Raw genomic sequence first — 22,995 nt, forward strand, 5'->3', positions numbered from 1 at the left:
AGTGGGTCATGGCAATTAGCCACGATCCGTTCAGATCAAGGAACCGCCAATTGGTTGCCTGGCGCCGAATCGTTCGCGACAGGTTTTGACGTGACGTCGCGCAGAATCACGCCTCATCACAGCCGCAGTAAGGCCTGTGGGTCGTTCAATGAGGATGAACATGTCAGCTGTCAGCAATATCCACTCGCTGCTCGCCCGTCTTCTGCCTGAGCAGGTCATTCCCGCGCCGACCCCCGCTGGCAGGCGGCAGCGGCTGTTCGCCGGGGTGGGGTTGCCCAGCCAGCGGGCGCTGCTGGTCAACCGCCTGGACGAAGCGGCGGACCTGCAAGCGGTGTATGCCGACCTGCGCCATCAAGCGCTGGCCGGCCATGTGGCGGCGCTCAATGACCTGGGCTGGGTCTGGCTCAATGGCAAGTACTGGCGTGCCGACACCGTGCTGGCCGGGCACCTGCTGCGCATGGCGGCCATGCAGGGCAATGCCGCAGCCTGGTTCAACCTGGGGCAGCAGCACTACTTCGGCAAGGGTGTGGAGGTTTCCTACGTCCAGGCCGCAGAGTGCTATCGCCATGCCTTTGACCGGGGCATGCTCGATGCAGCCGCCGCACTCGGCGATTTGTACGAGGAAGAAGTGTGCGATGCGCAACTGGGCTGGCAGGTCGATCTGGCTCAGGCTTACCAGTGGTTTCTTCGTGGGGCCGAACGGGGCGAGGTGCGTTGCCGCTTCGAGGTGGGCTACCGTTTGTTGCATGGCCTGAGTGTGGACGCTGATATCAAGGCCGGGCTGTACTGGCTGGAGCTGGCGGCAGCGACCGGGGTCATGCAGGCGGCCGAGGAGCTGGCAGTGCATTTCAGCCGTTGCGATGCGGCGCGCTATCTGGATTGGCGGGATCGGGCAGTGCAGATGGGCAGTACATTGGCGCTGGCGATGAAGTTGGAGGACCAGGTTCAGCCTCAATGAACAACAATTCATGTATTCCCCCCGTCGCCCCCGGTTGACGACAGGGGGAGGGCCAGGCGTATATTGATAGTTAGCAAACTATGAATATCCTTGGTTCTTTACATGACGCTTGACTCACTGCGCCTGCAAGTCAGCACCGGCATGGTCGTTGCCGCCCGCCATTGGCGGCGCATTTGCCATACGGCCCTGACCAGCTACGGCATTTCCGAAGCCTGCGCCGCACCTTTGCTGATGATCGTGCGCCTGGGCGATGGCGTGCACCAGGTAGCCGTGGCTCAGGCCGCTGGCCTGGAAAGCCCGTCGCTTGTGCGCCTGCTTGACCAGCTGTGCAAGGCTGGCCTGGTATGCCGCAGCGAGGATCCGCTGGACCGCCGTGCCAAGGCCCTGAGCCTGACAGCCGAGGGCCGTGCCTTGGCCGAAGCCATCGAAGCCGAACTGGTGCGCGTACGCCACGAAGTGCTGCAGGGTATCGATGAGGCCGACCTGCATGCCGCCTTGCGCGTGCTCCGCGCCTTCGAGGCAGCAGGCCTTGGAAGCACTGGCGGGGTGGCATGAACGGTTTTTTCAGTTCGGTACCGCCGGCCCGCGACTGGTTCTATGGTGTGCGTACCTTTGCCGCGTCGATGATCGCGCTGTACATCGCACTGCTCATGCAGCTGCCGCGCCCCTACTGGGCGATGGCAACCGTCTACATCGTTTCCAGCCCATTCGTTGGGCCTACCAGCTCCAAGGCCCTGTATCGGGCCCTTGGCACGCTGCTCGGCGCTGGCGGGGCAATCTTCCTGGTGCCGCCGCTGGTGCAGTCGCCGTTGTTGCTGACCGTCGCGATCGCCCTGTGGACTGGCACATTGCTGTACCTCTCGCTGAACCTGCGCACCGCGAACAACTACGTGCTGATGCTGGCCGGCTATACGCTGCCAATGATCGCCCTGGCGGTGGTCGACAACCCGCTGGCAGTGTTCGACGTTGCTTCTTCACGTGCCCAGGAAATCTGCCTGGGGATTGTCTGCGCAGCCGTGGTCGGCGCGATTTTCTGGCCACGACGCCTGGCGCCCGTGGTGGTTGGCGCGACCGGAAGCTGGTTCAGCGAAGCGATCCGCTACAGCGATACCTACCTCGCCCGTGATGTTGCTGCGGACAAAGTGGGCGGCATGCGTGGTGCCATGGTTGCCACCTTCAACTCGCTGGAGTTGATGATTGGCCAGCTCGGCCACGAGGGTGCAGGCCCGCATACCTTGAAGAACGCCCGCGAGCTGCGCGGGCGCATGATCCATCTGCTGCCGGTGATCGACGCCCTTGACGACGCCCTGGTGGCGCTCGAAGGCCGCGCCCCGGCGCAGTTCGCCCAGCTGCAACCAGTGCTCGCCGCCGCCCGCGAATGGCTCGAGGGCACAGCACAAAGCGCCTCGGTAGCACGCTGGACTGCCCTGCACGAACAGATCGACCGCCTGCAGCCCGGCGCCGCCGCGCTCGACCAGCGCGCCGAATTGTTGCTGTCCAATGCGCTTTACCGGCTGACCGAATGGGCCGACCTGTGGCAGGACTGCTGTACCTTGCAGCACGCCTTGCGCACGGATGACGCCAAGCCCTGGCGCGCGGTCTACCGCCACTGGCGCCTGGGCCGCCTGACACCGTTCTTCGACCGTGGCCTGATGCTTTATTCGGTGGTTTCCACCGTGCTGGCAATCATCGTCGCCTGCGGCCTGTGGATCGGCCTGGGCTGGAACGACGGCGCCAGCGCGGTGATCCTCGCCGCCGTGTCGTGCAGCTTCTTCGCCGCCATGGACGACCCGGCACCGCAGATCTACCGGTTCTTTTTCTGGACGTTGATGTCGGTCATCTTCTCCAGCCTGTACCTGTTCCTGGTGCTGCCCAACCTGCACGATTTCCCGATGCTGGTGCTGGCCTTCGCGGTGCCGTTCATCTGCGTCGGCACCCTGACCGTGCAGCCACGCTTCTACCTGGGCACCTTGCTGACCATCGTCAACACCTCGACCTTCATCAGTATCCAGGGCGCCTACGACGCCGATTTCTTCACCTTCCTCAACTCCAACCTGGCAGGCCCTGCAGGGCTTCTGTTCGCATTCATCTGGACCCTGGTGATGCGCCCGTTCGGTGTGGAACTGGCCGCCAAACGCATGACTCGCTTCGCCTGGCGGGACATCGTCGAGATGACTGCCCCGGCGACCCTGGCCGAACGTCGCCAGCTCGGCGTGCAGATGCTCGACCGCCTGATGCAGCACCTGCCGCGCCTGTCGCAGACCGGCCAGGACAGTGGCGCAGCCCTGCGCGACCTGCGCGTGGGCCTGAACCTGCTCGACCTGCTGGCCTACCTGCCGCGTGCAGGCACCCAGGCCCGCGAGCGCCTGCAAACGGTGATCGAGGAAGTGGGCGGCCACTACGCTGCGTGCCTGCGTGCCGGTCAGCGCCTGCATGCCCCTGCACCGCTGCTGCGCAACATGGAGCGGGCACGCCTGGCGCTGAACCTGGATGAACTGTACGAACGTGGCGATGCCCGCACGCACCTGCTGCATGCCCTGAGCGGCCTGCGCCTGGCATTGCTGCCGGGTGTCGAGGTGATGCTCGAGCCTGCCGAACAACCGCAACTGCCCCCCGGGCTCGACGGAGCGCCCCTGTGATCGGTGAACTGGATATCAGCGGGGTGTTCCTGCCCACGCTGCTGGTGATGATGGTCTGCACCTACCTGCTGTTTCTCGGGGTGCACGCGGTGCTGGTGCGCCTGCACTTCTACCACCTGGTCTGGCACCGGGCGTTGTTCAACGTTGCTTTGTATGCCGTGCTGCTTGGCGCGGTGGACCATTTTTGCCGAAGCCTGATGCTGCCATGAAAAAACCTTTGCTGACCCTGGGCCGTGTGGTCCTGACCTTGCTGGTAGTGACCTTCGCCGCCGTGCTCGTGTGGCAGATGGTGGTGTACTACATGTTCGCCCCCTGGACCCGCGACGGCCACATCCGCGCCGACGTGATCCAGATCGCCCCGGATGTTTCCGGGTTGATCCAGAAAGTCGAAGTGCGTGACAACCAGACCGTCAAGCGCGGCGACGTGCTGTTCACCATCGACCAGGACCGCTTCACCCTGGCGCTGCGCCAGGCCAAGGCGACCCTTGGCGAACGCCAGGAAACCCTGGCCCAGGCCTCTCGCGAAGCGCAGCGCAACCGCAAGCTGGGCAACCTGGTGGCGGCCGAGCAACTGGAAGAAAGCCAGTCCCGCGAGGCCCGTGCCCGTTCGGCGGTGAGCGAGGCCCAAGTGGCGGTCGACACCGCCCAGCTCAACCTGGACCGTTCGGTGGTGCGCAGCCCGGTGGACGGTTACCTCAACGACCGCGCGCCGCGAAACCACGAATTCGTCACGGCCGGCCGCCCCGTGCTTTCGGTCGTCGACAGTGCTTCGTATCACGTCGATGGCTATTTCGAAGAGACCAAATTGGGCGGCATCCACATTGGCGATGCCGTGGACATCCGCGTAATGGGCGACAACACTCGCCTGCGTGGCCACGTGCAGAGCTTTGCCGCCGGTATCGAGGACCGCGATCGCAGCAGCGGCAGCAACCTGCTGCCCAACGTCAACCCGGCGTTCAGCTGGGTGCGCCTGGCCCAGCGGATCCCGGTGCGCATCGCCTTCGATGAAGTGCCGCAAGACTTCCGCATGATCGCCGGGCGTACCGCCACGGTGTCGATCATCGAGGGCCCGCGCCCATGAAACAGCTGATCCTGGCTGGCTTTTGCCTGTCTCTTGGTGCCTGCATGATGGTAGGCCCGGACTATGAAGTGCCCAAGGACGCGGCAGTGCAGCGCAGCGACCTCAGTGGGCCGCTGCGCCAGGATGCTGCCAGCGTCGTGTCGGCGCCGGTACCCGAGGACTGGTGGCAGCTGTATCAGGATCAACGCCTCAATGAGCTGGTGCGCCAGGCGTTGAGTGCCAACACCGAACTGCGCGTGGCTGCGGCCAACATTGCCAAGGCCCGTGCGCAGGTCGAGGTAGCCCAGTCCCAGGGTGGATTCAACGGTGGCATCAAAGCCGGAGCCCAGCGGTTGCAGGAGTCTGGCGAGGCATTTTTGCTGACCGAGAAGGTGCCAGTGGCCAACATCGGTGATGCGATCATCAGCGCTTCCTACCAGTTTGACCTCTGGGGTACCTTCAAGCGTGGCACCGAAGCGGCCAAAGCCAATGCCGACGCTGTGCAGGCCGCTGCCGATACCGCCCGCATCACGTTGGTGGCCGATGTGGTCAAGGCCTACACCCAGGTGTGTTCGGCCAACGAGGAATACCACATCGCCCGCGAGTCGCTCGGCTTGCAGCAGCAGAGCGTGCAGCTCAACCAGCGCCTGCGTGATGCTGGCCGGGGTGACGAAACCCAGGTCACTCGCTCGCAGACCCAGTTCAAATCGCTGCGCGCAGAGTTGCCGCGCTTCAAGGCCGAGCGTGAAACCGGCCTGTATACCTTGGCCGCGCTGCTGGCCAAGCCTGTGGAGCAACTGCCTGCCGGCACTGCCGAGTGTGCCGAGCTGCCACACCTGAACCAGCTGTTGCCGGTCGGTGATGGCGCCGCGCTGCTCAAGCGCCGCCCCGACGTGCGCCAGGCCGAACGCCAGCTGGCGGCATCTACAGCGAATATCGGCGTGGCCACGGGCGCCCTGTATCCCGACATCAGCATCGGCGCCCAGGTTGGTACCATCGGTATTCTCGAGAACCTGGGTGAGCCTGCGACCAACCGCTGGGGCTTCGGCCCGCAGATCAGCTGGAACATCCCCACCAACGGCACCCGTGCCCGCATTCGCATGGCTGAGGCTTCGACCCAGGCGGCGCTGGCGCATTTCGACGGCGTGGTGCTCAACGCCATTCGCGAAACCCAGACCCGCCTGGCCCAGTACAGCGCCTTGCTCGACCGGCGTGATGCGCTGGCCGAGGCGGAGAAGTCGGCAAAAGAAGCGGCGGACCAGACGCACCGCTATTACCAGGCGGGGCGTGAGTCATTCCTGGCGGACTTGCAGGCGACACGGACCTACACGGACATGCGCGCGCAGCTGGCGGCGGCCAATAGCCAGGTGGCGATGGGGCAGATCGGTGTGTTCCTGGCGTTGGGCGGTGGGTGGAAGGGCGCTGCGGTGAAGCAGTGAGGGCGGAACAGGGTCGTGGCGATACCTGTCACTTTTGCCAGTAGCGAGCTGCCACGAACTGCATCAGCATGGTCTGGGCCCGATACGAGGTCAAACCACCATGAGCCAGAACACGCAGGGTCGAGAACTGTCCTGTACCCAGTTTTTTTACGCGCAAGACCGGCTTGTGACACAGGTGGAGGGCCAGTCAACGCGAACGGTGTTGCGGGCGAGGGGCTTACTGTTAGCGCAGTTGCGTTGTGACGACAACGCACTGCAAACCGTAGTGCTTACGATGGACGCCAAAGACTCTGTGCTCATGGCTTCGGTAAGCGGCGAAGCACAAAGTTTTGCCTACCCACCTTACGGCTCCAAGCAGGAAAGCGCCGATCTCCCAGGGTTGCCCGGTTTCAATGGAGAAACACGGGACGCTGTGACAGGGCACTATTTTCTAGGTTTGGGCTATCGTCTGTACAACCCTGTGCTGATGCGCTTTCAAAGTACTGACAGCTTGAGCCCATTTGGCGAGGGTGGGTTGAATGGCTATGCGTATGTCTCCGGTGATCCTGTCAATTTCAGTGACCCGACCGGGCATATGCCTACTAAGGGAGTATTGCCGGCACACATGAAAAGGCCTCACTCATTGATTGTGTCTCCCAATTCGCAGAAGACCCGCGCTTCGAGGAAGCCTGCGATGAACCGATCTATTTCGACTGCCTCCAGCTCGTCATTATTATCCTCCCCCTCCCCCTTGTCAGGAGGGAGCCCTCCATTGGGTGAACGGTACAGCTCACCAAGCTCTGTATTTTCAAACGCATTCTCAGAAGAAAACCAAGGCTGGAAACTAAACAAGGCGGACGTGAGAAAAAATTTGAAAGTACTGACTAAAGTTGAGCAGCAGAAATTCGATGAATTTCAAAATTCGATTCACAATAAGGGGCTGCCGCCTTGGGAAGCTGTATTGCCTTTAGGTGATGTAGACTACAAACTTTATAGGAAAGATTTAGGGATTTATCAGTTCCGCCTCAATGGCGGTACCCGTGTTCACTTTGAGGTGGAGGGTAAAACCGTGATTATTCGCCAGGTGGGAGGGCATGCGTAGCGTACGCGGCATATTGCCAACCCTGCAGTCGTAAGAAATTTCCGAATATAAAACCAAATGCTTCAGTCGAATTATCCTACGGCGTCTGTCGGAAGGTGTCGTTTTGGCTGGAAAGTGTTCCCGGAATACTGTGCTCAGGTCACCTTGCAAGGCGATCGGGCGTGAGACACTCGGTTTAAACGTGAGTAGCCGACAGCCTTCATTGCGGAAATCCTCACTTCGGCATCATCAGGCAAATGTTTCTCACGCTACAAGGAAAATTATGATTTTTAGGGTTTGCTCGACTATATCGGTGCCGACTATCCGCCGACCGTGCGTGACGGCCAGTTGGGCGCGCGCCTGGCCGTGGCCTACGAAGTCCGTCAGGCGCCGGTGATTACCCCGGACCCCGCCCGTGGTGCTTCGTTGTATGCACACAACTGCTCGATCTGCCACGGTGACACGGGGCAGGCGATGTGGCCATGGCAGTCAAACCCAGATCGCGTCCCAATGCGGATAATCCCCCACCCGCTCAACCAGACCTGCGCGCTTAGGGTTCAAGACGATGTACCGCGCCACAGCCTGCACGTCTTCTTCTCGCCGCAACGCCCGGTCATGAAACCCCTTCTGCCAAAGCCTCCCATATCGCCCGAGATGGCGGTTGATGGCACAGGTGCTGTGCGACTTCACCCGGCGCATCAACGTTTTCAGGCTCACCGGCCCCAGCTCGATCAACCAGTGGAAATGATCAGGCATTACCACCCAGGCTAAAGACCGCGCCGCACCTTCTGCCTCGGCCTGGCGTAGCTGGCTGACCAACAAGCGGGCCGAGTGAAACCCACCCAGTACAGGGGCCCTGTGCAATGTGGTGCTGGTGAGAAGGTACAACCGATGCCTTTCTGAGAACCGGCCAAGCCTTAGCTGATTTGAATGGGGACGATCCATGTTCCCTGCCTCCTATGGTTTGCCTGTGAGGCTAGTAGCGACGGTTTTATCAGGTTGGACGCAATTGGTACCTGCTGTTTCCGCGGGGTAGCCAATCGCCGGCAAGCCGGCCACAGGGAACGCGCAGTTCTTGAGGTCTGCACTGTACTTGTGGGAGCCGGCTTGCCGGCGATCGAGGGCGAAGCCCTCGCAGCAGTCGCAAGCCGTAAGACATTTCTGAACCTGAAACCAAATGCTTCTGTTCTTTCACTCTGGCGACTTATCCTACGACGCCTATCGGAAGGTGCCGTCTTGGCTGGCAAGCGCTCCGGGAATAATGTCCTCGGGTCGCCTCGCAAGGCGATCGGGCGTGAGACACCCGGTTCACATTCGGTAGCGCCGCTCCATGGCGGTCGTGCGCGGGCAGGCTTCGGTCTGGCCGGGGTTACCGTATGTCCCGGGTCTCACCCCGTGCACGACTGCCACCCAAATCCGTGAGACGAGGAGGAAGGCAGGTCAGCCCAACATACGGAGATCCGCCATGAAAAAGCTCGTCCCAGACCCACCTCCATCCGCCCTGCTTCTGCTCGACCCTCCCGCCATCTCGCTCCCGGAACCGCCCAACACCCAAGAGTGCAACGCACTCATCTGCGCTTTGACCCTGACCATCAAACAGACCTCCAGCGTGCTGCTCGACAGCCCGCAAGGCCCTGTGCGTGACGCCATGGGCATGAACATCCGCCTGCTGTGCCGGATGATCAATGCGCTGAACGAGCACGCCGGTGCGCAAGGAGCATCACAATGAGCGAGGGCCTCAACCAAGCATCAACGGCAGGCGTAGAAACCTTCGACCTGTTCAGCCTCAGGCCTGATGTTCCGTTCGATCATGCGTTCTCGCAGCTTTCCGTACTGCTCGGCTGCATCCGCCACCTCACCACAGAAGCAGAAATGGAAAACGACCGCATCGCTGGCAGCGCGGCGCGGATTCTCAGCGAGATGGCCAAGGCATTGATCGATGATCTGGAGCGGGGGATGAACGAGGCTCACTGAGGGCTGCGCAGGCTCCATTTGTTGCGATTGCTGCTTCTGCAACTGCACAGGGCCATTGAAATAGATGTGCCATTGCGTGTTTCTTTCGCCGGGACGAGTAACATGGCCGTTTCGGGGCCGCAAAGCGGCCCCAAATCGCTCAACTGAACGGCATCGGGCAAAGCCCTTCCTGCTTCAAGAGGAAAAATGCAATGCGCATATGGATCGACGCCGACGCCTGCCCCAAGGCAGCCAAGGACCTGATCGTCAAATTCGCCCTCAAGCGCAAGCTCGAGGTGGTCATGGTGGCCGGGCAGGCCGTGGCCAAACCGGCCTTCGCCGTTGTGCGGCTGATCGTGGTACCCAGCGGCATGGATGCCGCCGATGATTACCTGGTCGAGCACGCCGTGCCAGGTGAGCTGGTCATCTGCAGCGACGTGCCGCTGGCCGACCGCCTGATCAAGAAGGGGGTAGCGGCGCTGGACCCACGCGGCCGTGAATTCGACGAGCGCAACATGGGCGACCGGCTGGCAGTGCGCAACCTGTTTACCGAGTTGCGCGAGCAGGGCCAGGCCGGCGGAGGGCAGGGGCCTTATGGCGAACGCGAAAAGCAGGCGTTCGCCAATGCGCTGGACCGTATTCTGGCCCGCTTGGCCAAGGGCTGATCAGTCAGCCTCGTGGGTCATTTCCAGCACGCGATCCACCAGCTTGTAAATGCCGCCAGCCGCCTCGCTGATCGACTTGGCCACCATGTACGCCGGCGTGGTCACCAGCTTGCGCTGGGTGTCCTCAACGATGTCATGCACATCGCACTCTTCATGGGTGCCACCCATCTTGGTCACCGCAGCAGCAGTATCGGCATCGTTCCCGATGGTGCAGACCACGCCAGGGCCGTAGATCTTGGCCGCCAGTGCCGGTGAAATGCACATCAGGCCAACCGGCTTGCAAGCTTCGGCAAAGGCCTCGGCCAAGGCCAGTACCTGCGGGTTGACCGTGCAATCGCTACCTTCGACGGCAAAGTCGGACAGGTTCTTCGCCGCCCCGAAACCACCCGGCACGATCAGCGCGTCGAAGTCCTCGGCCCTGGCCTCGCTGATGTCCTTGACCTCGCCGCGGGCGATGCGCGCCGATTCCACCAGTACATTGCGCGACTCAGGCATCTGCTCACCGGTGAGGTGGTTGATCACATGCATCTGCGCGATGTTCGGCGCGAAGCACTGCACCTGTGCGCCGCGCTGGTCGAGGCGCAGCAGGGTGATCACGCTTTCATGGATTTCGGCGCCATCGTAGACGCCACAGCCGGAAAGAATCACCGCTACTTTTTTCGTCATGCTCATTACTCCAGTGTCGAGGCGCTAAATGTCCTCTAGTTTGGCAGATGTGGCCATAGGGGTTGCCTTGGGTGCATCCTAATCTGTGTGGATACCCTTCGAGGCAGCTGTCCATGGACCTGATTCTGCTGGCCGTACCGTTCTTTTTCGTGCTGATCGCGGTTGAACTGGTCGCCGACCATGTGCGCGGCCAGCGCAATTTCACGCTGGCCGATTCGATCAACAGCCTGAGCACCGGCGTGCTGTCCACCAGTACCGGGCTGCTGACCAAGGGGGCAGGGCTGGTGACCTATGCACTGGCGTGGGAGCATCTGGCGCTGCTGCACCTGCCGGACCACGCCGTCTGGGTCTGGTTGGTGGCGTTCGTGCTGTACGACTTCTGCTATTACTGGCTGCACCGCTTGGGGCATGAGCGCAATGTGCTGTGGGCAGCCCATTCGGTGCATCACCAGAGCGAGGAGTACAACCTCACCACCGCGTTGCGCCAGACCAGTAGCGGCTTCCTTTTTTCGTGGATCTTCTACCTGCCGCTGGCGCTGATCGGCGTGTCGCCAGGGGTGTTCATTACAGTGGCGTCGCTCAACCTGCTGTACCAGTTCTGGGTGCACACCCGGCACATTCCCAAGTTGGGCTGGCTCGAATGGATACTGATCACACCGTCCAACCATCGCGTCCACCATGCGCAAAATACTGTTTACTTGGATCGCAACTACGGCGGTGTGTTCATTCTTTGGGACCGTCTGTTTGGCACCTTCAAGGAAGAAGACCCGGCCGAGCCGGTGGTGTTTGGCGTGACCACGCCGTTGGCCAGCTGGAACCCGTTGTGGGCCAACCTGCAGTTCTATGCCCAGCTCTGGGACGATGCCCGGCGTACCGATAGCCTGTGGGACAAACTGCGTATCTGGTTCATGCCCACTGGCTGGCGGCCGGCGGATGTGGCCGCGCGTTATCCACAGGCCAAGCAGAACCTGGCGCTGTTCCGTAAGTTCGAGGTTGCCCTGGGGCGGGCGCAGCAGGTTTATGTGGTGCTGCAGTTCGCCGTTTACGTGGCATTGGGCAGCTACCTGATGGGTGTTGCAGAGCAGGTGCCGACGGCGGCCCTGGTGCTTGGCTGGTCGGTGATGGCGCTGGGGTTGTTCGCCCTGGGCGCGGCCCTGGAAAACCGGCCGTGGGCAGGGCGCCTGGAGCTGGCGCGCCTGTTGTTGAATGTGCCTGCGCTGTATCTGGCTGGCGCTTTGGGCTTAGGGGTTGTTACGCCCTTGGTCTGGGCCCTGCTCGCGCTTTACAGCCTGCTCAGCCTCGGCGGCCTGGGCCTGTGCCGCGGCCTTGCGCTCGGCGCGCAAGGTGCGAAAACGCCGCCGCAGCCACAGCAGGGCGCCGAGCAGCAGCAGGCCACCGAGCACCCATAGCTCGTACTTCTTCACGTTGCCCAGCATGCCTTCAAGAATGGCGCCGAAGTGGTACGCGGCTGCGCCCAGGGCCAAGGCCCAGACGGCTGCGCCGATGCCGTTGAGCAGCAGATAACGGCGGGGTGGGTAGCCGGACAGGCCGATAGCCACAGGCATGACCGTGCGCAGGCCATAGACGAAGCGGAAGCTCAGTACCCAGATGTCGGGGTGGCGGCGGATATGTTCCAGCGCCCGGTCGCCCATGGCCTGCCAGCGCGGCTTGCGCGCGAGGATCTTGCGCCCGTGGCGGCGGCCCATGAAGTACCACAGCTGGTCGCCGGCATAGCTGCCGAAGAATGCCACGATCACCACCAGGCTGATGTCCATGTACCCGCGGAACGCAAGGAATCCTGCAAGCACCAGGATGGTCTCGCCTTCAAAGAAGGTGCCTAGAAAAAGGGCAAAATAGCCGAAATCCTGCAGGAATTGTTGAAGCATTTTCTGAGGTGCTGGCGAAATGAACGCGCAGCCTACCCCTTCACGCGCGTTCGTGAAAGTGTCCAGATGCGTCTCGACGTGAACAATTCGTACAAGGACAATGGCTTCAGCCACAAGTCGCGGGCTTGCCTATAGATGTAACACAGACGTCATAATGGCCGCTTATCGTCCCGCTCAATTGATGATAGGGCGTTAACGTCCTCCAGGAACGCCAGATGAATAATGAAGTGCTAACCCCTGTCGCGATCAAGGACGCTCAGGCAGTCCCCGAAGAGATGGTGCAGACCCCGCCGGATCTGCCAGAGGCCCCGGAGCCTGCAGTAGAGGCCGCAGCCCCCGCGCCCGTGCATACTGCCCCCGCGCCGGCCATCGCCATCCCGAGCCTGGACGACAGCAGCCTGTACATTCATCGCGAGCTGTCGCAGCTGCAGTTCAACATCCGCGTGCTGGAGCAGGCGCTGGATGAGTCCTACCCATTGCTCGAGCGCCTAAAGTTCCTGCTGATCTTCTCCAGCAACCTCGATGAATTCTTCGAGATCCGCGTGGCGGGCCTGAAGAAGCAGATCAACTTTGCTCGTGAACAGGCCGGTGCCGACGGCCTGCAGCCGCATCAGGCGCTGGCGCGCATCAGCGAGCTGGTGCACACCGAAGTGGAGCGCCAGTACGCCATCCTCAATGACGTGCTGCTGCCGGAACTGGAAAAGCACGCGATCCGCTTCATCCGCCGCCGTTACTGGACGCCCAAGCTCAAGACCTGGGTGCGCCGCTACTTCCGTGACGAGATTGCGCCGATCATCACCCCGATCGGCCTCGACCCGACGCACCCGTTCCCGTTGCTGGTGAACAAGAGCCTTAACTTCATCGTCGAACTCGAAGGGGTCGATGCCTTCGGTCGTGATTCGGGCCTGGCGATCATCCCGGCACCGCGCCTGCTGCCGCGGGTCATCCGTGTGCCGGAAGAGGTCGGTGGCCCTGGGGACAACTACGTGTTCCTGTCCTCGATGATCCACGCCCATGCCGACGACCTGTTCCAGGGCATGAAGGTCAAGGGTTGCTACCAGTTCCGCCTGACCCGTAACGCCGACCTGGCGCTGGATTCGGAAGAAGTCGACGACCTGGCGCGCGCCCTGCGCGGTGAGCTGTTCTCGCGCCGATACGGCGATGCCGTGCGCCTGGAAGTGGCCGACACCTGCCCCAAGCACCTGTCCGACTACCTGCTCAAGCAGTTCAGCCTGAGCGAGAGCGAGTTGTACCAGGTCAACGGCCCGGTCAACCTGACCCGCCTGTTCAGCATCACCGGCCTGGACAGCCACCCGGAGCTGCAGTACACGCCGTTCACCCCGGCGATCCCCAAGCTGCTGGTCAACGCCGACAACATCTTCAGTGTCATCAGCAAGCAGGACATCCTGCTGATGCACCCGTTCGAGTCATTCACCCCCGTGGTCGACCTGCTGCGCCAGGCCGCCAAGGACCCGCACGTGCTCGCCGTTCGTCAGACGCTGTACCGCTCCGGCGCCAACTCGGAAATTGTCGACGCACTGGTGGATGCAGCACGAAACGGCAAGGAGGTCACCGCGGTGATCGAGTTGCGCGCGCGCTTTGACGAAGAGTCCAACCTGCAGATGGCCAGCCGCCTGCAGGCCGCCGGCGCCGTGGTGATCTATGGCGTGGTGGGCTTCAAGACCCATGCCAAGATGATGCTGATCCTGCGCCGCGAGCAGGGCGAGATCGTCCGCTACGCCCACCTGGGCACCGGTAACTACCACGCCGGTAATGCTCGCCTGTACACCGACTACAGCCTGCTGACCTCCGACGATGCCCTCACCGAGGACGTCGGCAAGCTGTTCAGCCAGTTGATCGGCATGGGCAAGACTTTGCGCATGAAAAAACTGCTGCACGCGCCGTTCACCCTGAAAAAGGGCATGCTCGACATGATTGCCCGGGAAACCCAGTTCGCCCTGGAAGGCAAGCCCGCGCACATCATCGCCAAGTTCAACTCGCTGACCGATGCCAAGGTCATCAAGGCCCTGTACAAGGCCAGCCAGTCGGGCGTGAAGATCGACCTGGTGGTGCGTGGCATGTGCTGCTTGCGCCCAGGCATCCCGGGGGTTTCGCACAATATCCAGGTGCGCTCGATCATCGGCCGCTTCCTGGAGCATACCCGGGTGTTCTACTTCCTCAACGGCGGCGAAGAGCAGATCTACCTGTCCAGCGCCGACTGGATGGAGCGCAACCTCGACAAGCGTGTCGAGACCTGCTTCCCGGTGGAGGGCAAGAAGCTGTTGCTGCGGGTGAAGAAGGAGCTGGAAGGCTACCTGACCGACAACACCCATGCCTGGACGCTGCAGCCCGACGGGCGCTATGTGCGCAGCAGCCCGACCGGCAACCAGAACCCGCGCAGTGCCCAGGCGACCCTGCTGGAGCGCCTGAGCAACCCGGTACTTAACGTACGCTGAGGACGAAGTTGACCCGGGCCAGCCACTCCGCCTCGTTGGCGAAGTCGGCCTGGGTCAGCTGGTTCTGCTCCAGCCAGCCGGCCGGGAAGGCCACGTCGAGGCTATTGTCTGCGGCCTGCAGTTGCACCTTGGGCATCTGTTGGGTGCCACGGATGTGGTGGAACAGAATGGCGAAGCGCAGCAGTACGCACAGGCGCAGCAGTTTCACGCCTTCATCGTCGAGTTCGGCGAACTTGTCCTTGGGGATGTTGCGGCGGTGGCCACGTACCAGCAGCGCCATCATCTGCTGGTCTTCACGCGAGAAGCCCGACAGGTCGGAGTGCTCGATCAGGTAGGCACCATGCTTGTGGTAGTGGTAATGGGCAATGTCCAGGCCAATTTCGTGAATTTTGGCTGCCCAGCCCAGTAGATCGCGCCAGTTACCCTCTCCAAGGCCCCATGCCTTGGCCACTTGGTCAAAGGCGTGCAGCGCCTTGCGCTCGACGCGCGCAGCCTGGCCCTGATCGACGTGGTAGCGCTCCATCAACGAGTTCAGGGTGCGTTCGCGCACGTCTTCGTGGTGGTGGCGGCCAAGCAGGTCGAACAGCACACCTTCACGCAGCGCGCCATCGCAATGGTCCATGCGTTGCAGTTCCAGCGCGTCGAAAATCGCCTCGAGAATCGCCATGCCGGCCGGGAAGATGGCGCGGCGGTCGGGTTTGACCCCGTCGAAGTCGATCTTGTCGGTCTCGCCCAGCTTGAACAGCTTACGTTTGACCCAGGCCAGACCGTCGGCGTTGACCTCGCCATTGCCCAGGCCAGCGGCCTTGATTGCGGCGCCGATGGCACGGATGGTCCCGGAGGAGCCTATCGCTTCATCCCAGGTCAGGCGGTGCAGGGCATTCTCGATGCTCATCAGCTCCAGGCGCGCGGCAGTGTAGGCCTGGGCGTAGCGGGCCGGGGTGATCTTGCCATCGCGGAAATAGCGCTGGGTGAAGCTGACGCAGCCCATCTGCAGGCTTTCACGCAGCAGCGGCTCAAAGCGCTGGCCGATGATGAACTCGGTGCTGCCACCGCCGATATCGGCGACCAGGCGTTTACCAGGGGTGTCGGCCAGGGTGTGGGACACGCCCAGGTAGATCAGGCGCGCTTCTTCGCGGCCGGAGATCACTTCCACGGGGTGGCCGAGGATCACTTCGGCACGCTGGATGAATTCGTTGCGGTTGCGCGCCTCGCGCAGGGCGTTGGTGCCAACGATGCGCACGGCCCCCGCAGGCATGCCGTTGATCAGCTGGGCAAAGCGCTTCAGGCATTCCAGGCCCCGGACCATGGCTTCTTCGCTGAGCATGCGTGCTTCGTCGATGCCAGCGGCGAGCTGAACCTTTTCCCCGAGCCGCTCCAGGATGCGGATCTCGGTATGGTGAGCCTTGGCCACGACCATGTGGAAACTGTTGGAGCCCAGGTCGATGGCGGCAATCAGGGACAGGTTCTTCGCTAAGGTATGCGGCATGATCTGAGTAGTCTCGGTCGGTAACCCGGCAATCGTGCCACGTTAGCAGGCTGTCGCCAACGCGCGACTCGCCAGGGCTTGATGCAAGGCAATGTGCCAGTCGATGCTATGACACTTCTGTGACAGTTTCGATTCGTGGCGTCTTGCACAACTATAGTGACACTCAATCGTCCGCGACTTCCTGTAGCGCGTGGGTGCGGCTATGATGGGCCACGTTTTTTGCTTACGACCCTGGAGATATCCATGAGCAGCGATCTTATCAAACACGTCACCGACGCCACCTTTGAGGCCGAAGTCCTGCAAGCCCAAGGCCCGGTGCTGGTCGACTACTGGGCTGAATGGTGCGGCCCATGCAAGATGATCGCTCCGGTGCTGGACGACATCGCCACCACCTACGAGGGTAAACTGACCGTCGCCAAGCTGAACATCGACGACAACCAGGAAACCCCGGCCAAGCACGGCGTGCGTGGCATCCCGACGCTGATGCTGTTCAAGAACGGCAACGTCGAGGCCACCAAGGTCGGCGCCTTGTCCAAATCCCAGCTGGCCGCGTTCCTCGACGCCCACCTGTGATGTGAAAAGCCCCGGAAATTCCGGGGCTTTTCTTTTCCAACCCACTAGACGTCGAAAAAAGCAAGTGTTACATTCGGCCTCGCACTGTTTCTCCAGTGCCCCCTGCACGCCGTCGCCGACGCACTCCTAATTAGAATCTGTGCGCGATCCTATCGCCTTCTAGCGGCGCGGCTTCATTAAGCCAGAAGCTTAATCCTCCCTTCATACATGATTACGTCATTCCCCTTATGAACCTGACTGAACTCAAGCAAAAGCCGATTACCGATCTGCTGGAAATGGCCGAACAGATGGGCATCGAAAACATGGCCCGTTCGCGCAAACAGGACGTGATTTTCGCCCTGCTGAAAAAGCACGCGAAAAGCGGCGAAGAGATCTCAGGTGACGGCGTGCTGGAGATTCTCCAGGATGGTTTCGGTTTCCTGCGTTCGGCTGATGCGTCCTATCTGGCCGGCCCTGACGACATCTACGTCTCGCCCAGCCAGATCCGCCGCTTCAACCTGCGTACCGGCGATACCATCGTCGGCAAGATCCGCCCGCCGAAGGAAGGGGAGCGTTACTTCGCGCTGCTCAAGGTCGACACGATCAACTTCGATCGCCCGGAAAACGCGAAGAACAAGATCCTCTTCGAAAACCTGACGCCGCTGTTCCCGAACAAGCGCCTGAAGATGGAAGCCGGCAACGGTTCCACCGAAGACCTGACCGGCCGCGTCATCGACCTGTGCGCGCCGATCGGCAAGGGCCAGCGTGGCCTGATCGTCGCCCCGCCGAAAGCGGGTAAAACGATCATGCTGCAGAACATCGCGGCCAACATCACCCGTAACAACCCCGAGTGCCACCTGATCGTTCTGCTGATCGACGAGCGCCCGGAAGAAGTGACCGAAATGCAGCGCACCGTGCGCGGTGAAGTGGTTGCCTCGACCTTCGATGAGCCGCCAACCCGCCACGTGCAGGTTGCCGAAATGGTCATCGAGAAGGCCAAGCGCCTGGTCGAGCACAAGAAGGATGTGGTCATCCTGCTGGACTCCATCACCCGTCTGGCGCGTGCCTACAACACCGTGATCCCGAGCTCCGGCAAGGTGCTGACCGGTGGTGTCGATGCCCACGCCCTGGAGAAGCCGAAGCGTTTCTTCGGCGCTGCGCGTAACATCGAGGAAGGCGGTTCGCTGACCATCATCGCCACCGCGCTGGTAGAAACCGGCTCGAAGATGGACGAAGTGATCTACGAAGAGTTCAAGGGTACCGGCAACATGGAACTGCCCTTGGACCGTCGCATCGCCGAGAAGCGTGTGTTCCCGGCCATCAACATCAACCGCTCGGGCACCCGCCGTGAAGAGCTGCTGACTGCTGATGACGAACTGCAGCGCATGTGGATCCTGCGCAAGCTGCTGCACCCGATGGACGAGATCGCCGCCATCGAGTTTTTGGTCGACAAGCTCAAGCAGACCAAGACCAACGACGAGTTCTTCCTGTCGATGAAGCGTAAGTAAGCGTTTCAGGCTGGCAGTGATTGGGGCTGCTTCGCAGCCCATCGCCGGCAAGCCGGCTCTTACAGGTCCTCTGCGATCCTTGTGGGAGCCGTCTTGCCGGCGATGGGGCGCGGAGCGGCCCCAAGTCATTTTTGGCCATTGAGCGCTGAACGGCGCTACACTCTGCACCCCGACCGATACGGCCAACACGAGGCTCATGCATGCAGTATCGCGACTTGCGCGACTTCATTCGTGGCCTGGAACAGCGCGGTGAACTCAAGCGCATCCAGGTCCCGATCTCCCCCGTCCTGGAAATGACCGAGGTGTGTGACCGCACCCTGCGTGCAAAGGGCCCGGCGTTGTTGTTCGAAAAGCCCACAGGCTTCGACATTCCGGTGCTCGGCAACCTGTTCGGCACCCCGCAGCGGGTGGCCATGGGCATGGGCGCCGAGTCGGTCGAGGAGCTGCGCGAGATCGGCAAGCTGCTGGCCTTCCTCAAGGAGCCGGAGCCGCCGAAAGGCCTCAAGGATGCCTGGTCGAAACTGCCGATCTTCAAGAAGGTCGTGTCCATGGCGCCGAAGGTGGTCAAGGATGCTGTTTGCCAGGAGGTGGTGGTCGAGGGTGATGATGTCGACCTTGGCCAGCTGCCGATCCAGCACTGCTGGCCGGGCGACGTGGCGCCGCTGATCACCTGGGGCCTTACCGTGACCCGCGGCCCGAACAAGGACCGCCAGAACCTGGGCATTTATCGCCAGCAGGTCATCGGCCGCAACAAAGTCATCATGCGCTGGTTGAGCCACCGCGGCGGTGCCCTGGATTATCGCGAATGGTGTGAGAAGAACCCCGGCCAACCGTTCCCTGTCGCCGTTGCCCTGGGTGCCGACCCGGCAACCATCCTCGGCGCCGTCACGCCGGTGCCCGATACCCTGTCCGAATATGCCTTCGCCGGCCTTTTGCGTGGCAACCGCACCGAGTTGGTCAAATGCCGAGGCAGCAACCTGCAGGTGCCGGCTACCGCCGAGATCATCCTTGAAGGTGTGATCCACCCGGGGGAGATGGCTCCGGAAGGCCCCTATGGTGACCACACCGGCTACTACAACGAAGTGGACAGCTTCCCGGTGTTCACCGTCGAGCGCATCACCCACCGGCAAAAACCGATCTACCACAGCACCTATACCGGCCGGCCGCCAGATGAGCCGGCCATCCTCGGCGTGGCGCTCAATGAAGTGTTCGTGCCGATCCTGCAAAAGCAGTTCCCGGAGATCGTCGACTTCTACCTGCCGCCGGAAGGGTGCTCGTACCGGATGGCGGTGGTGACGATGAAGAAGCAGTACCCGGGCCACGCCAAGCGCGTGATGCTGGGTGTGTGGTCGTTCCTGAGACAGTTCATGTACACCAAGTTCGTTATCGTAACCGACGACGACATCAACGCCCGTGACTGGAATGACGTGATCTGGGCCATCACCACGCGCATGGACCCCAAGCGTGATACGGTGATGATCGACAACACGCCGATCGATTACCTGGACTTTGCGTCGCCGGTATCGGGCCTGGGGTCGAAGATGGGCCTGGATGCCACCCACAAGTGGCCGGGCGAGACTACACGCGAATGGGGCCGGGTCATCGTCAAGGACGAGGCCGTCACCCGCCGCATCGATGAGTTGTGGGACCAGTTGGGAATAGATTGATGCAGGTAACGTTGCAGCCGTCCGGGGCGGTGCTGGCGCTCGAACCCGGGGAACGGATCCTGGATGGAGCGCGGCGGCTGGGCTATGACTGCCCGAACAGCTGTCGCAATGGCAATTGCCATGTGTGCGCCGCATTGTTGGTCGAAGGTCGCGTTCGCCAGAACGGTGAGGTGCGCGACCATGGTGAGCTGTTCACGTGCATCGCCGAACCGCTGGAGGACTGCGTGCTGCTCTGGGATGGTGTGCTGGCCCTGGGCGAGCTGCCAGTGCGCAAGCTGGCATGCAGCGTCATTGAATGCGTAGAGGTGGGTGGCGATGTCTGGCGCGTGCGCTTGCGCGCGCCGGCTGGCAAGCCACTGCGCTATCACGCCGGGCAGTATCTGATGATCGAGCGCGAGGGCGGCAAGCCGGCGGCCTTCTCCCTGGCGTCTGCCCCCCACAGTGGGCGCGACCTTGAGCTTCACGTGCTGGTCCGCGAAGACAGCGCCCGTCAGCTTTTGGCGCAACTGCAGCGTGACCCTATCGCCCGCATCGAAATGCCATTCGGTGACACCCACCTGGCCGAGCTGCCCGATGGACCACTGGTGCTCATCGCTGCGGGAACCGGCATGGGGCAGATGCACAGCCTGGTCGAGCATTGCCGCGCTCAGGGCTTCAAGCACCCGGTGCACCTCTACTGGGGCGTGCGACGCCCTGAAGACTTCTACGCCATCGAGCACTGGGACGAATGGGAGCGTCTGCCCAACCTGTTCCTGCACAAGGTGGTGAGCGACCTGTGTGGCTGGGAAGGCCGTTGCGGCATGTTGCACGAGGCTGTGTGCGAGGACGTGCAAGACCTCAATACAGTTCATGTTTATGCCAGTGGTTCACCAAACATGGTTTATGCCACGCTCGATGCCCTGGTCGAGGCCGGTATGGATGCGCACCGCATGCGTGCGGATGTGTTTGCCTACGCACCGCGTGGTTAATAACCGAAGTTTCAGGTAGTGGGTATAAGGCGGTAATTCTTACCGCCTTGACTAATAACTTTCACTATACTTGGAACAATGCTCTCCAACCGTCGGAAGTTCGCGTGAAACTTAGGCTTCAGGGCTTGAGTGTTGGCGCGGTTCTATCCTAAGGTGGTTGCAGGCTCCCAAGGCGCTGGCGCAAGCCCCGCCCTGCAGGGCCTTTCGCTATATCAGTAGTTCACAGGGAATAATGGCGGCAGCTTATGTCGGCACTTGAAAGTTTATCCTGGAAAAGCGCTTATCCTCCGGCACTCGACTTCGGCCAGCAACTGACCCGCGAGCAATTGATCAACTCGATGCATACGACCATGTCGCGCCATGACGGTGGCCCGGTCTGGTTGTTCGCCTATGGTTCGTTGATATGGCGCCCGGAGTGCAGTTCGGTAGAGCGCCAGCGTGCACGCGTGCATGGCTATCACCGTGGCCTTTACCTGTGGTCGCACGAGCATCGTGGTACGCCGGAAACGCCAGGCCTGGTATTCGGCCTCGACCGCGGCGGTTCGTGCAGCGGTTTTGCCTACCGCCTCGATGAAAGCAACCTCGACGACTCGCTGATGGCCTTGTGGCAAAGAGAGATGCCGTACCCGGCGTACCGGCCGCACTGGCTCAGCTGCCGGCTGGGTGATGGCAGCAAGGTGCAGGCCTTGGGCTTTGTACTTGAGCGGCACCTGCCGTGCTACGCCGGCAATCTGCCTGATACGCTGCTTAGCCAGATTCTTGCCAGTGCCAAAGGGCGCTACGGCACGACGCGTGAGTATGTCGAGCAGACGCTGAACGCATTGCGCAGCCACCAGATGCCTGACCGCAACCTCGAAGCGCGGTTCAGGCGCTGCCACAACCTGCGGGAGGTCTGATTGGGCTGTGCAGGGCTCTTCGCGCGTTTATCGGCGAAGAGCTCTGCAGGGTCAGCGTATCTTTCAATGATTAGCTGGCCAGCAGCACCAGCTTACCCACCGCTTTCCTTTGGCCCAACTGCTCGATCGCCGCGCCCGCCTCGGCCAGTGGGTAAGTCTTCGATACCAGCGGCTTCAGCTTGCCCTCGGCATGCCAGGCAAACAGCTGGTTGAAGTTGGCCGCATTGTCCTGCGGCTGACGCTGGGCAAATGCCCCCCAGAATACCCCCAGTACCGCTGCGCCCTTGAGCAGTACCAGGTTCGCCGCCATCTGTGGAATCGTCCCGCTGGCAAAGCCGACCACCAGCAGCCGCCCGTTCCACGCCAGCCCGCGCACGGCCTGGTCGAACAGTTCACCGCCGACCGGGTCGTAGATCACATCTACCCCTTGGCCGCCGGTCAGGCGCTTGATTTCCTCCTTGAGGCTGGCCTGGCTGTAGTCGATCAACTCGTCCGCCCCTGCAGCCTTGGCCACGGCCAGTTTCTCTGCGCTGCTGGCGGCTGCGATCACCTTGGCGCCCATGGCTTTGCCGATCTCCACGGCCGCCAGGCCGACGCCACCGGACGCACCCAGCACCAGCAAGGTTTCCCCTGGCTGCAACTGGCCGCGCTGCTTGAGCGCATGCATCGAGGTGCCATAGGTCATGCCAAAGGCAGCAGCGGTGGTGAAGTCCATGCTTTCGGGGATGGGCAGCACGTTGTAGAACGGCACGGCCACCTGTTCGGCGAACGCCCCCCATCCGGTGAGGGCCATCACCCGGTCTCCGACCTGGAAGGCACCGGCGCGCTCGCCGACAGCGGCAACGACACCCGCCGCCTCGCCACCGGGAGAGAACGGTAGCGGTGGCTGGAACTGGTATTTGCCTTCGATGATCAGGGTATCTGGGAAGTTGACCCCAGCCGCATGCACCTCGAGCAGAATCTCGTTTTTCTTCGGTACCGGGCTGGCCACCTCTTCCAGAACCAGGTTGCGTGCCGGCCCCAAGGTTTTACACAACACAGCTTTCATCGGGCTATTCCTTTGCGGGTAGTGGCCGATAAGTGTAGGAGGGCGGCCTGCCGGGTCAACGAGCATGGCCCGCCCTGATGGGGCT

The 22,995-nt window shown here is 62.0% G+C and carries 21 protein-coding genes and 2 pseudogenes; 18 read left to right on the plus strand and 5 right to left on the minus strand.

The features are described from left to right. Positions 1–160: 160 nt before the first annotated feature. The 8 genes and pseudogenes from NGJ21_RS20890 to NGJ21_RS26155 all read left to right on the plus strand — a co-directional run. Positions 161–958, plus strand: coding sequence for a tetratricopeptide repeat protein (locus NGJ21_RS20890; RefSeq protein WP_046788345.1), 798 nt, complete (start codon positions 161–163; stop codon positions 956–958). A 102-nt stretch (positions 959–1,060) separates the two neighbouring features. Then, on the plus strand, positions 1,061–1,513 hold the full coding sequence (locus tag NGJ21_RS20895; RefSeq protein WP_046788346.1) for a MarR family winged helix-turn-helix transcriptional regulator: 453 nt from the start codon (positions 1,061–1,063) through the stop codon (positions 1,511–1,513). Beyond that, positions 1,510–3,597, plus strand: a complete 2,088-nt coding sequence (locus NGJ21_RS20900) for an FUSC family protein (protein ID WP_251962605.1) — start codon at positions 1,510–1,512, stop codon at positions 3,595–3,597. The genes NGJ21_RS20895 and NGJ21_RS20900 overlap by 4 nt, the downstream gene beginning before the upstream one ends. Further along, positions 3,594–3,806 (plus strand): DUF1656 domain-containing protein, encoded by a 213-nt coding sequence (locus NGJ21_RS20905; RefSeq protein WP_251962606.1) that lies wholly within the window; start codon positions 3,594–3,596, stop codon positions 3,804–3,806. The genes NGJ21_RS20900 and NGJ21_RS20905 overlap by 4 nt, the downstream gene beginning before the upstream one ends. Then, positions 3,803–4,678 (plus strand): efflux RND transporter periplasmic adaptor subunit, encoded by an 876-nt coding sequence (locus NGJ21_RS20910; protein ID WP_012316803.1) that lies wholly within the window; start codon positions 3,803–3,805, stop codon positions 4,676–4,678. Before NGJ21_RS20905 ends, NGJ21_RS20910 begins: the two co-directional genes overlap by 4 nt. Beyond that, on the plus strand, positions 4,675–6,096 hold the full coding sequence (locus NGJ21_RS20915; protein WP_204919192.1) for an efflux transporter outer membrane subunit: 1,422 nt from the start codon (positions 4,675–4,677) through the stop codon (positions 6,094–6,096). The genes NGJ21_RS20910 and NGJ21_RS20915 overlap by 4 nt, the downstream gene beginning before the upstream one ends. Positions 6,097–6,196: 100 nt before the next feature. Further along, on the plus strand, positions 6,197–7,177 hold the full coding sequence (locus NGJ21_RS20920; protein ID WP_115273152.1) for an RHS repeat-associated core domain-containing protein: 981 nt from the start codon (positions 6,197–6,199) through the stop codon (positions 7,175–7,177). 276 nt (positions 7,178–7,453) lie between these two features. Beyond that, positions 7,454–7,639: pseudogene (locus NGJ21_RS26155) on the plus strand (hypothetical protein); the annotation flags it as partial. 6 nt (positions 7,640–7,645) lie between these two features. On the opposite strand, the gene NGJ21_RS20925 reads toward NGJ21_RS26155, so the two are convergent. Then, positions 7,646–8,101, minus strand: a complete 456-nt coding sequence (locus NGJ21_RS20925) for an REP-associated tyrosine transposase (protein ID WP_115273151.1) — start codon at positions 8,099–8,101, stop codon at positions 7,646–7,648. A gap of 520 nt (positions 8,102–8,621) precedes the next feature. Here NGJ21_RS20925 and NGJ21_RS20930 point away from each other — a divergent pair. The 3 genes from NGJ21_RS20930 (at position 8,622) to NGJ21_RS20940 (ending at position 9,774) form a co-directional block, all read left to right on the plus strand. Continuing rightward, the gene (locus NGJ21_RS20930) at positions 8,622–8,885 is read left to right on the plus strand and encodes a hypothetical protein (RefSeq protein WP_012316800.1); all 264 of its coding nucleotides are present in this window, start codon (positions 8,622–8,624) and stop codon (positions 8,883–8,885) included. After that, entirely contained in the window at positions 8,882–9,130 is a 249-nt protein-coding gene (locus NGJ21_RS20935; RefSeq protein WP_115273150.1) for a DUF3077 domain-containing protein, read from the plus strand. The genes NGJ21_RS20930 and NGJ21_RS20935 overlap by 4 nt, the downstream gene beginning before the upstream one ends. Positions 9,131–9,321: 191 nt before the next feature. Continuing rightward, complete coding sequence (locus NGJ21_RS20940) at positions 9,322–9,774, plus strand: YaiI/YqxD family protein (protein WP_012316798.1); 453 nt, start codon at positions 9,322–9,324, stop codon at positions 9,772–9,774. Here the strand turns inward: NGJ21_RS20940 and elbB are convergent, their stop codons facing one another. Further along, positions 9,775–10,440: an isoprenoid biosynthesis glyoxalase ElbB gene (gene elbB / locus NGJ21_RS20945; protein WP_115273149.1), complete on the minus strand. Its 666-nt coding sequence runs from the start codon at positions 10,438–10,440 to the stop codon at positions 9,775–9,777. Positions 10,441–10,553: 113 nt separating this feature from the next. Between elbB and NGJ21_RS20950 the strand changes: the two are divergent. Further along, positions 10,554–11,180 (plus strand): annotated as a pseudogene (locus NGJ21_RS20950) (sterol desaturase family protein); the annotation flags it as partial. A 501-nt stretch (positions 11,181–11,681) separates the two neighbouring features. Here the strand turns inward: NGJ21_RS20950 and NGJ21_RS20955 are convergent. Then, a complete protein-coding gene (locus tag NGJ21_RS20955; protein WP_080952215.1) occupies positions 11,682–12,326 on the minus strand; it encodes a DedA family protein in 645 nt (214 codons plus the stop codon). Positions 12,327–12,601: 275 nt separating this feature from the next. Here NGJ21_RS20955 and ppk1 point away from each other — a divergent pair, with 275 nt between their 5' ends. Next, on the plus strand, positions 12,602–14,782 hold the full coding sequence (gene ppk1, locus NGJ21_RS20960) for a polyphosphate kinase 1 (RefSeq protein WP_371928099.1): 2,181 nt from the start codon (positions 12,602–12,604) through the stop codon (positions 14,780–14,782). Here ppk1 and ppx read toward each other — a convergent pair. After that, complete coding sequence (gene ppx, locus NGJ21_RS20965) at positions 14,769–16,271, minus strand: exopolyphosphatase (protein ID WP_251962607.1); 1,503 nt, start codon at positions 16,269–16,271, stop codon at positions 14,769–14,771. The two genes, ppk1 and ppx, sit on opposite strands and share 14 nt — an antisense overlap. Positions 16,272–16,514: 243 nt before the next feature. Between ppx and trxA the strand changes: the two genes are divergently transcribed. From trxA to NGJ21_RS20990, 5 genes are all read left to right on the plus strand, one after another. Then, positions 16,515–16,844: a thioredoxin TrxA gene (gene trxA / locus NGJ21_RS20970; RefSeq protein WP_012316792.1), complete on the plus strand. Its 330-nt coding sequence runs from the start codon at positions 16,515–16,517 to the stop codon at positions 16,842–16,844. Between the two features lie 227 nt (positions 16,845–17,071). Then, positions 17,072–18,331: a transcription termination factor Rho gene (gene rho / locus NGJ21_RS20975; protein WP_003253661.1), complete on the plus strand. Its 1,260-nt coding sequence runs from the start codon at positions 17,072–17,074 to the stop codon at positions 18,329–18,331. Positions 18,332–18,531: 200 nt separating this feature from the next. Next, entirely contained in the window at positions 18,532–19,998 is a 1,467-nt protein-coding gene (gene ubiD, locus NGJ21_RS20980) for a 4-hydroxy-3-polyprenylbenzoate decarboxylase (RefSeq protein WP_046788190.1), read from the plus strand. Next, positions 19,998–20,966, plus strand: a complete 969-nt coding sequence (locus tag NGJ21_RS20985; protein WP_046788191.1) for a CDP-6-deoxy-delta-3,4-glucoseen reductase — start codon at positions 19,998–20,000, stop codon at positions 20,964–20,966. Before ubiD ends, NGJ21_RS20985 begins: the two co-directional genes overlap by 1 nt. Positions 20,967–21,211: 245 nt before the next feature. After that, positions 21,212–21,862 (plus strand): gamma-glutamylcyclotransferase, encoded by a 651-nt coding sequence (locus NGJ21_RS20990; protein WP_046788192.1) that lies wholly within the window; start codon positions 21,212–21,214, stop codon positions 21,860–21,862. Between the two features lie 70 nt (positions 21,863–21,932). Here the strand turns inward: NGJ21_RS20990 and NGJ21_RS20995 are convergent, their stop codons facing one another. Next, positions 21,933–22,910: an NADPH:quinone oxidoreductase family protein gene (locus NGJ21_RS20995; protein WP_046788193.1), complete on the minus strand. Its 978-nt coding sequence runs from the start codon at positions 22,908–22,910 to the stop codon at positions 21,933–21,935. Positions 22,911–22,995 lie beyond the last annotated feature (85 nt).

The sequence above is a fragment of the Pseudomonas sp. Marseille-Q5299 genome, from assembly GCF_943737035.1.
In the GTDB taxonomy this organism is placed as follows: domain Bacteria; phylum Pseudomonadota; class Gammaproteobacteria; order Pseudomonadales; family Pseudomonadaceae; genus Aquipseudomonas; species Aquipseudomonas putida_E.

Coding starts and splice junctions, on each gene's coding strand:
- NGJ21_RS20890 (WP_046788345.1), top strand. CDS start 161: ATGTCAGCTGTCAGCAATATCCACTCGCTGCTCGCCCGTCTTCTGCCT.
- NGJ21_RS20895 (WP_046788346.1), top strand. CDS start 1,061: ATGACGCTTGACTCACTGCGCCTGCAAGTCAGCACCGGCATGGTCGTT.
- NGJ21_RS20900 (WP_251962605.1), top strand. CDS start 1,510: ATGAACGGTTTTTTCAGTTCGGTACCGCCGGCCCGCGACTGGTTCTAT.
- NGJ21_RS20910 (WP_012316803.1), top strand. CDS start 3,803: ATGAAAAAACCTTTGCTGACCCTGGGCCGTGTGGTCCTGACCTTGCTG.
- NGJ21_RS20915 (WP_204919192.1), top strand. CDS start 4,675: ATGAAACAGCTGATCCTGGCTGGCTTTTGCCTGTCTCTTGGTGCCTGC.
- NGJ21_RS20920 (WP_115273152.1), top strand. CDS start 6,197: ATGAGCCAGAACACGCAGGGTCGAGAACTGTCCTGTACCCAGTTTTTT.
- NGJ21_RS20925 (WP_115273151.1), bottom strand. CDS start 8,101: ATGGATCGTCCCCATTCAAATCAGCTAAGGCTTGGCCGGTTCTCAGAA.
- NGJ21_RS20930 (WP_012316800.1), top strand. CDS start 8,622: ATGAAAAAGCTCGTCCCAGACCCACCTCCATCCGCCCTGCTTCTGCTC.
- NGJ21_RS20935 (WP_115273150.1), top strand. CDS start 8,882: ATGAGCGAGGGCCTCAACCAAGCATCAACGGCAGGCGTAGAAACCTTC.
- NGJ21_RS20940 (WP_012316798.1), top strand. CDS start 9,322: ATGCGCATATGGATCGACGCCGACGCCTGCCCCAAGGCAGCCAAGGAC.
- elbB (WP_115273149.1), bottom strand. CDS start 10,440: ATGACGAAAAAAGTAGCGGTGATTCTTTCCGGCTGTGGCGTCTACGAT.
- NGJ21_RS20955 (WP_080952215.1), bottom strand. CDS start 12,326: ATGCTTCAACAATTCCTGCAGGATTTCGGCTATTTTGCCCTTTTTCTA.
- ppk1 (WP_371928099.1), top strand. CDS start 12,602: ATGGTGCAGACCCCGCCGGATCTGCCAGAGGCCCCGGAGCCTGCAGTA.
- ppx (WP_251962607.1), bottom strand. CDS start 16,271: ATGCCGCATACCTTAGCGAAGAACCTGTCCCTGATTGCCGCCATCGAC.
- trxA (WP_012316792.1), top strand. CDS start 16,515: ATGAGCAGCGATCTTATCAAACACGTCACCGACGCCACCTTTGAGGCC.
- rho (WP_003253661.1), top strand. CDS start 17,072: ATGAACCTGACTGAACTCAAGCAAAAGCCGATTACCGATCTGCTGGAA.
- ubiD (WP_046788190.1), top strand. CDS start 18,532: ATGCAGTATCGCGACTTGCGCGACTTCATTCGTGGCCTGGAACAGCGC.
- NGJ21_RS20985 (WP_046788191.1), top strand. CDS start 19,998: ATGCAGGTAACGTTGCAGCCGTCCGGGGCGGTGCTGGCGCTCGAACCC.
- NGJ21_RS20990 (WP_046788192.1), top strand. CDS start 21,212: ATGTCGGCACTTGAAAGTTTATCCTGGAAAAGCGCTTATCCTCCGGCA.
- NGJ21_RS20995 (WP_046788193.1), bottom strand. CDS start 22,910: ATGAAAGCTGTGTTGTGTAAAACCTTGGGGCCGGCACGCAACCTGGTT.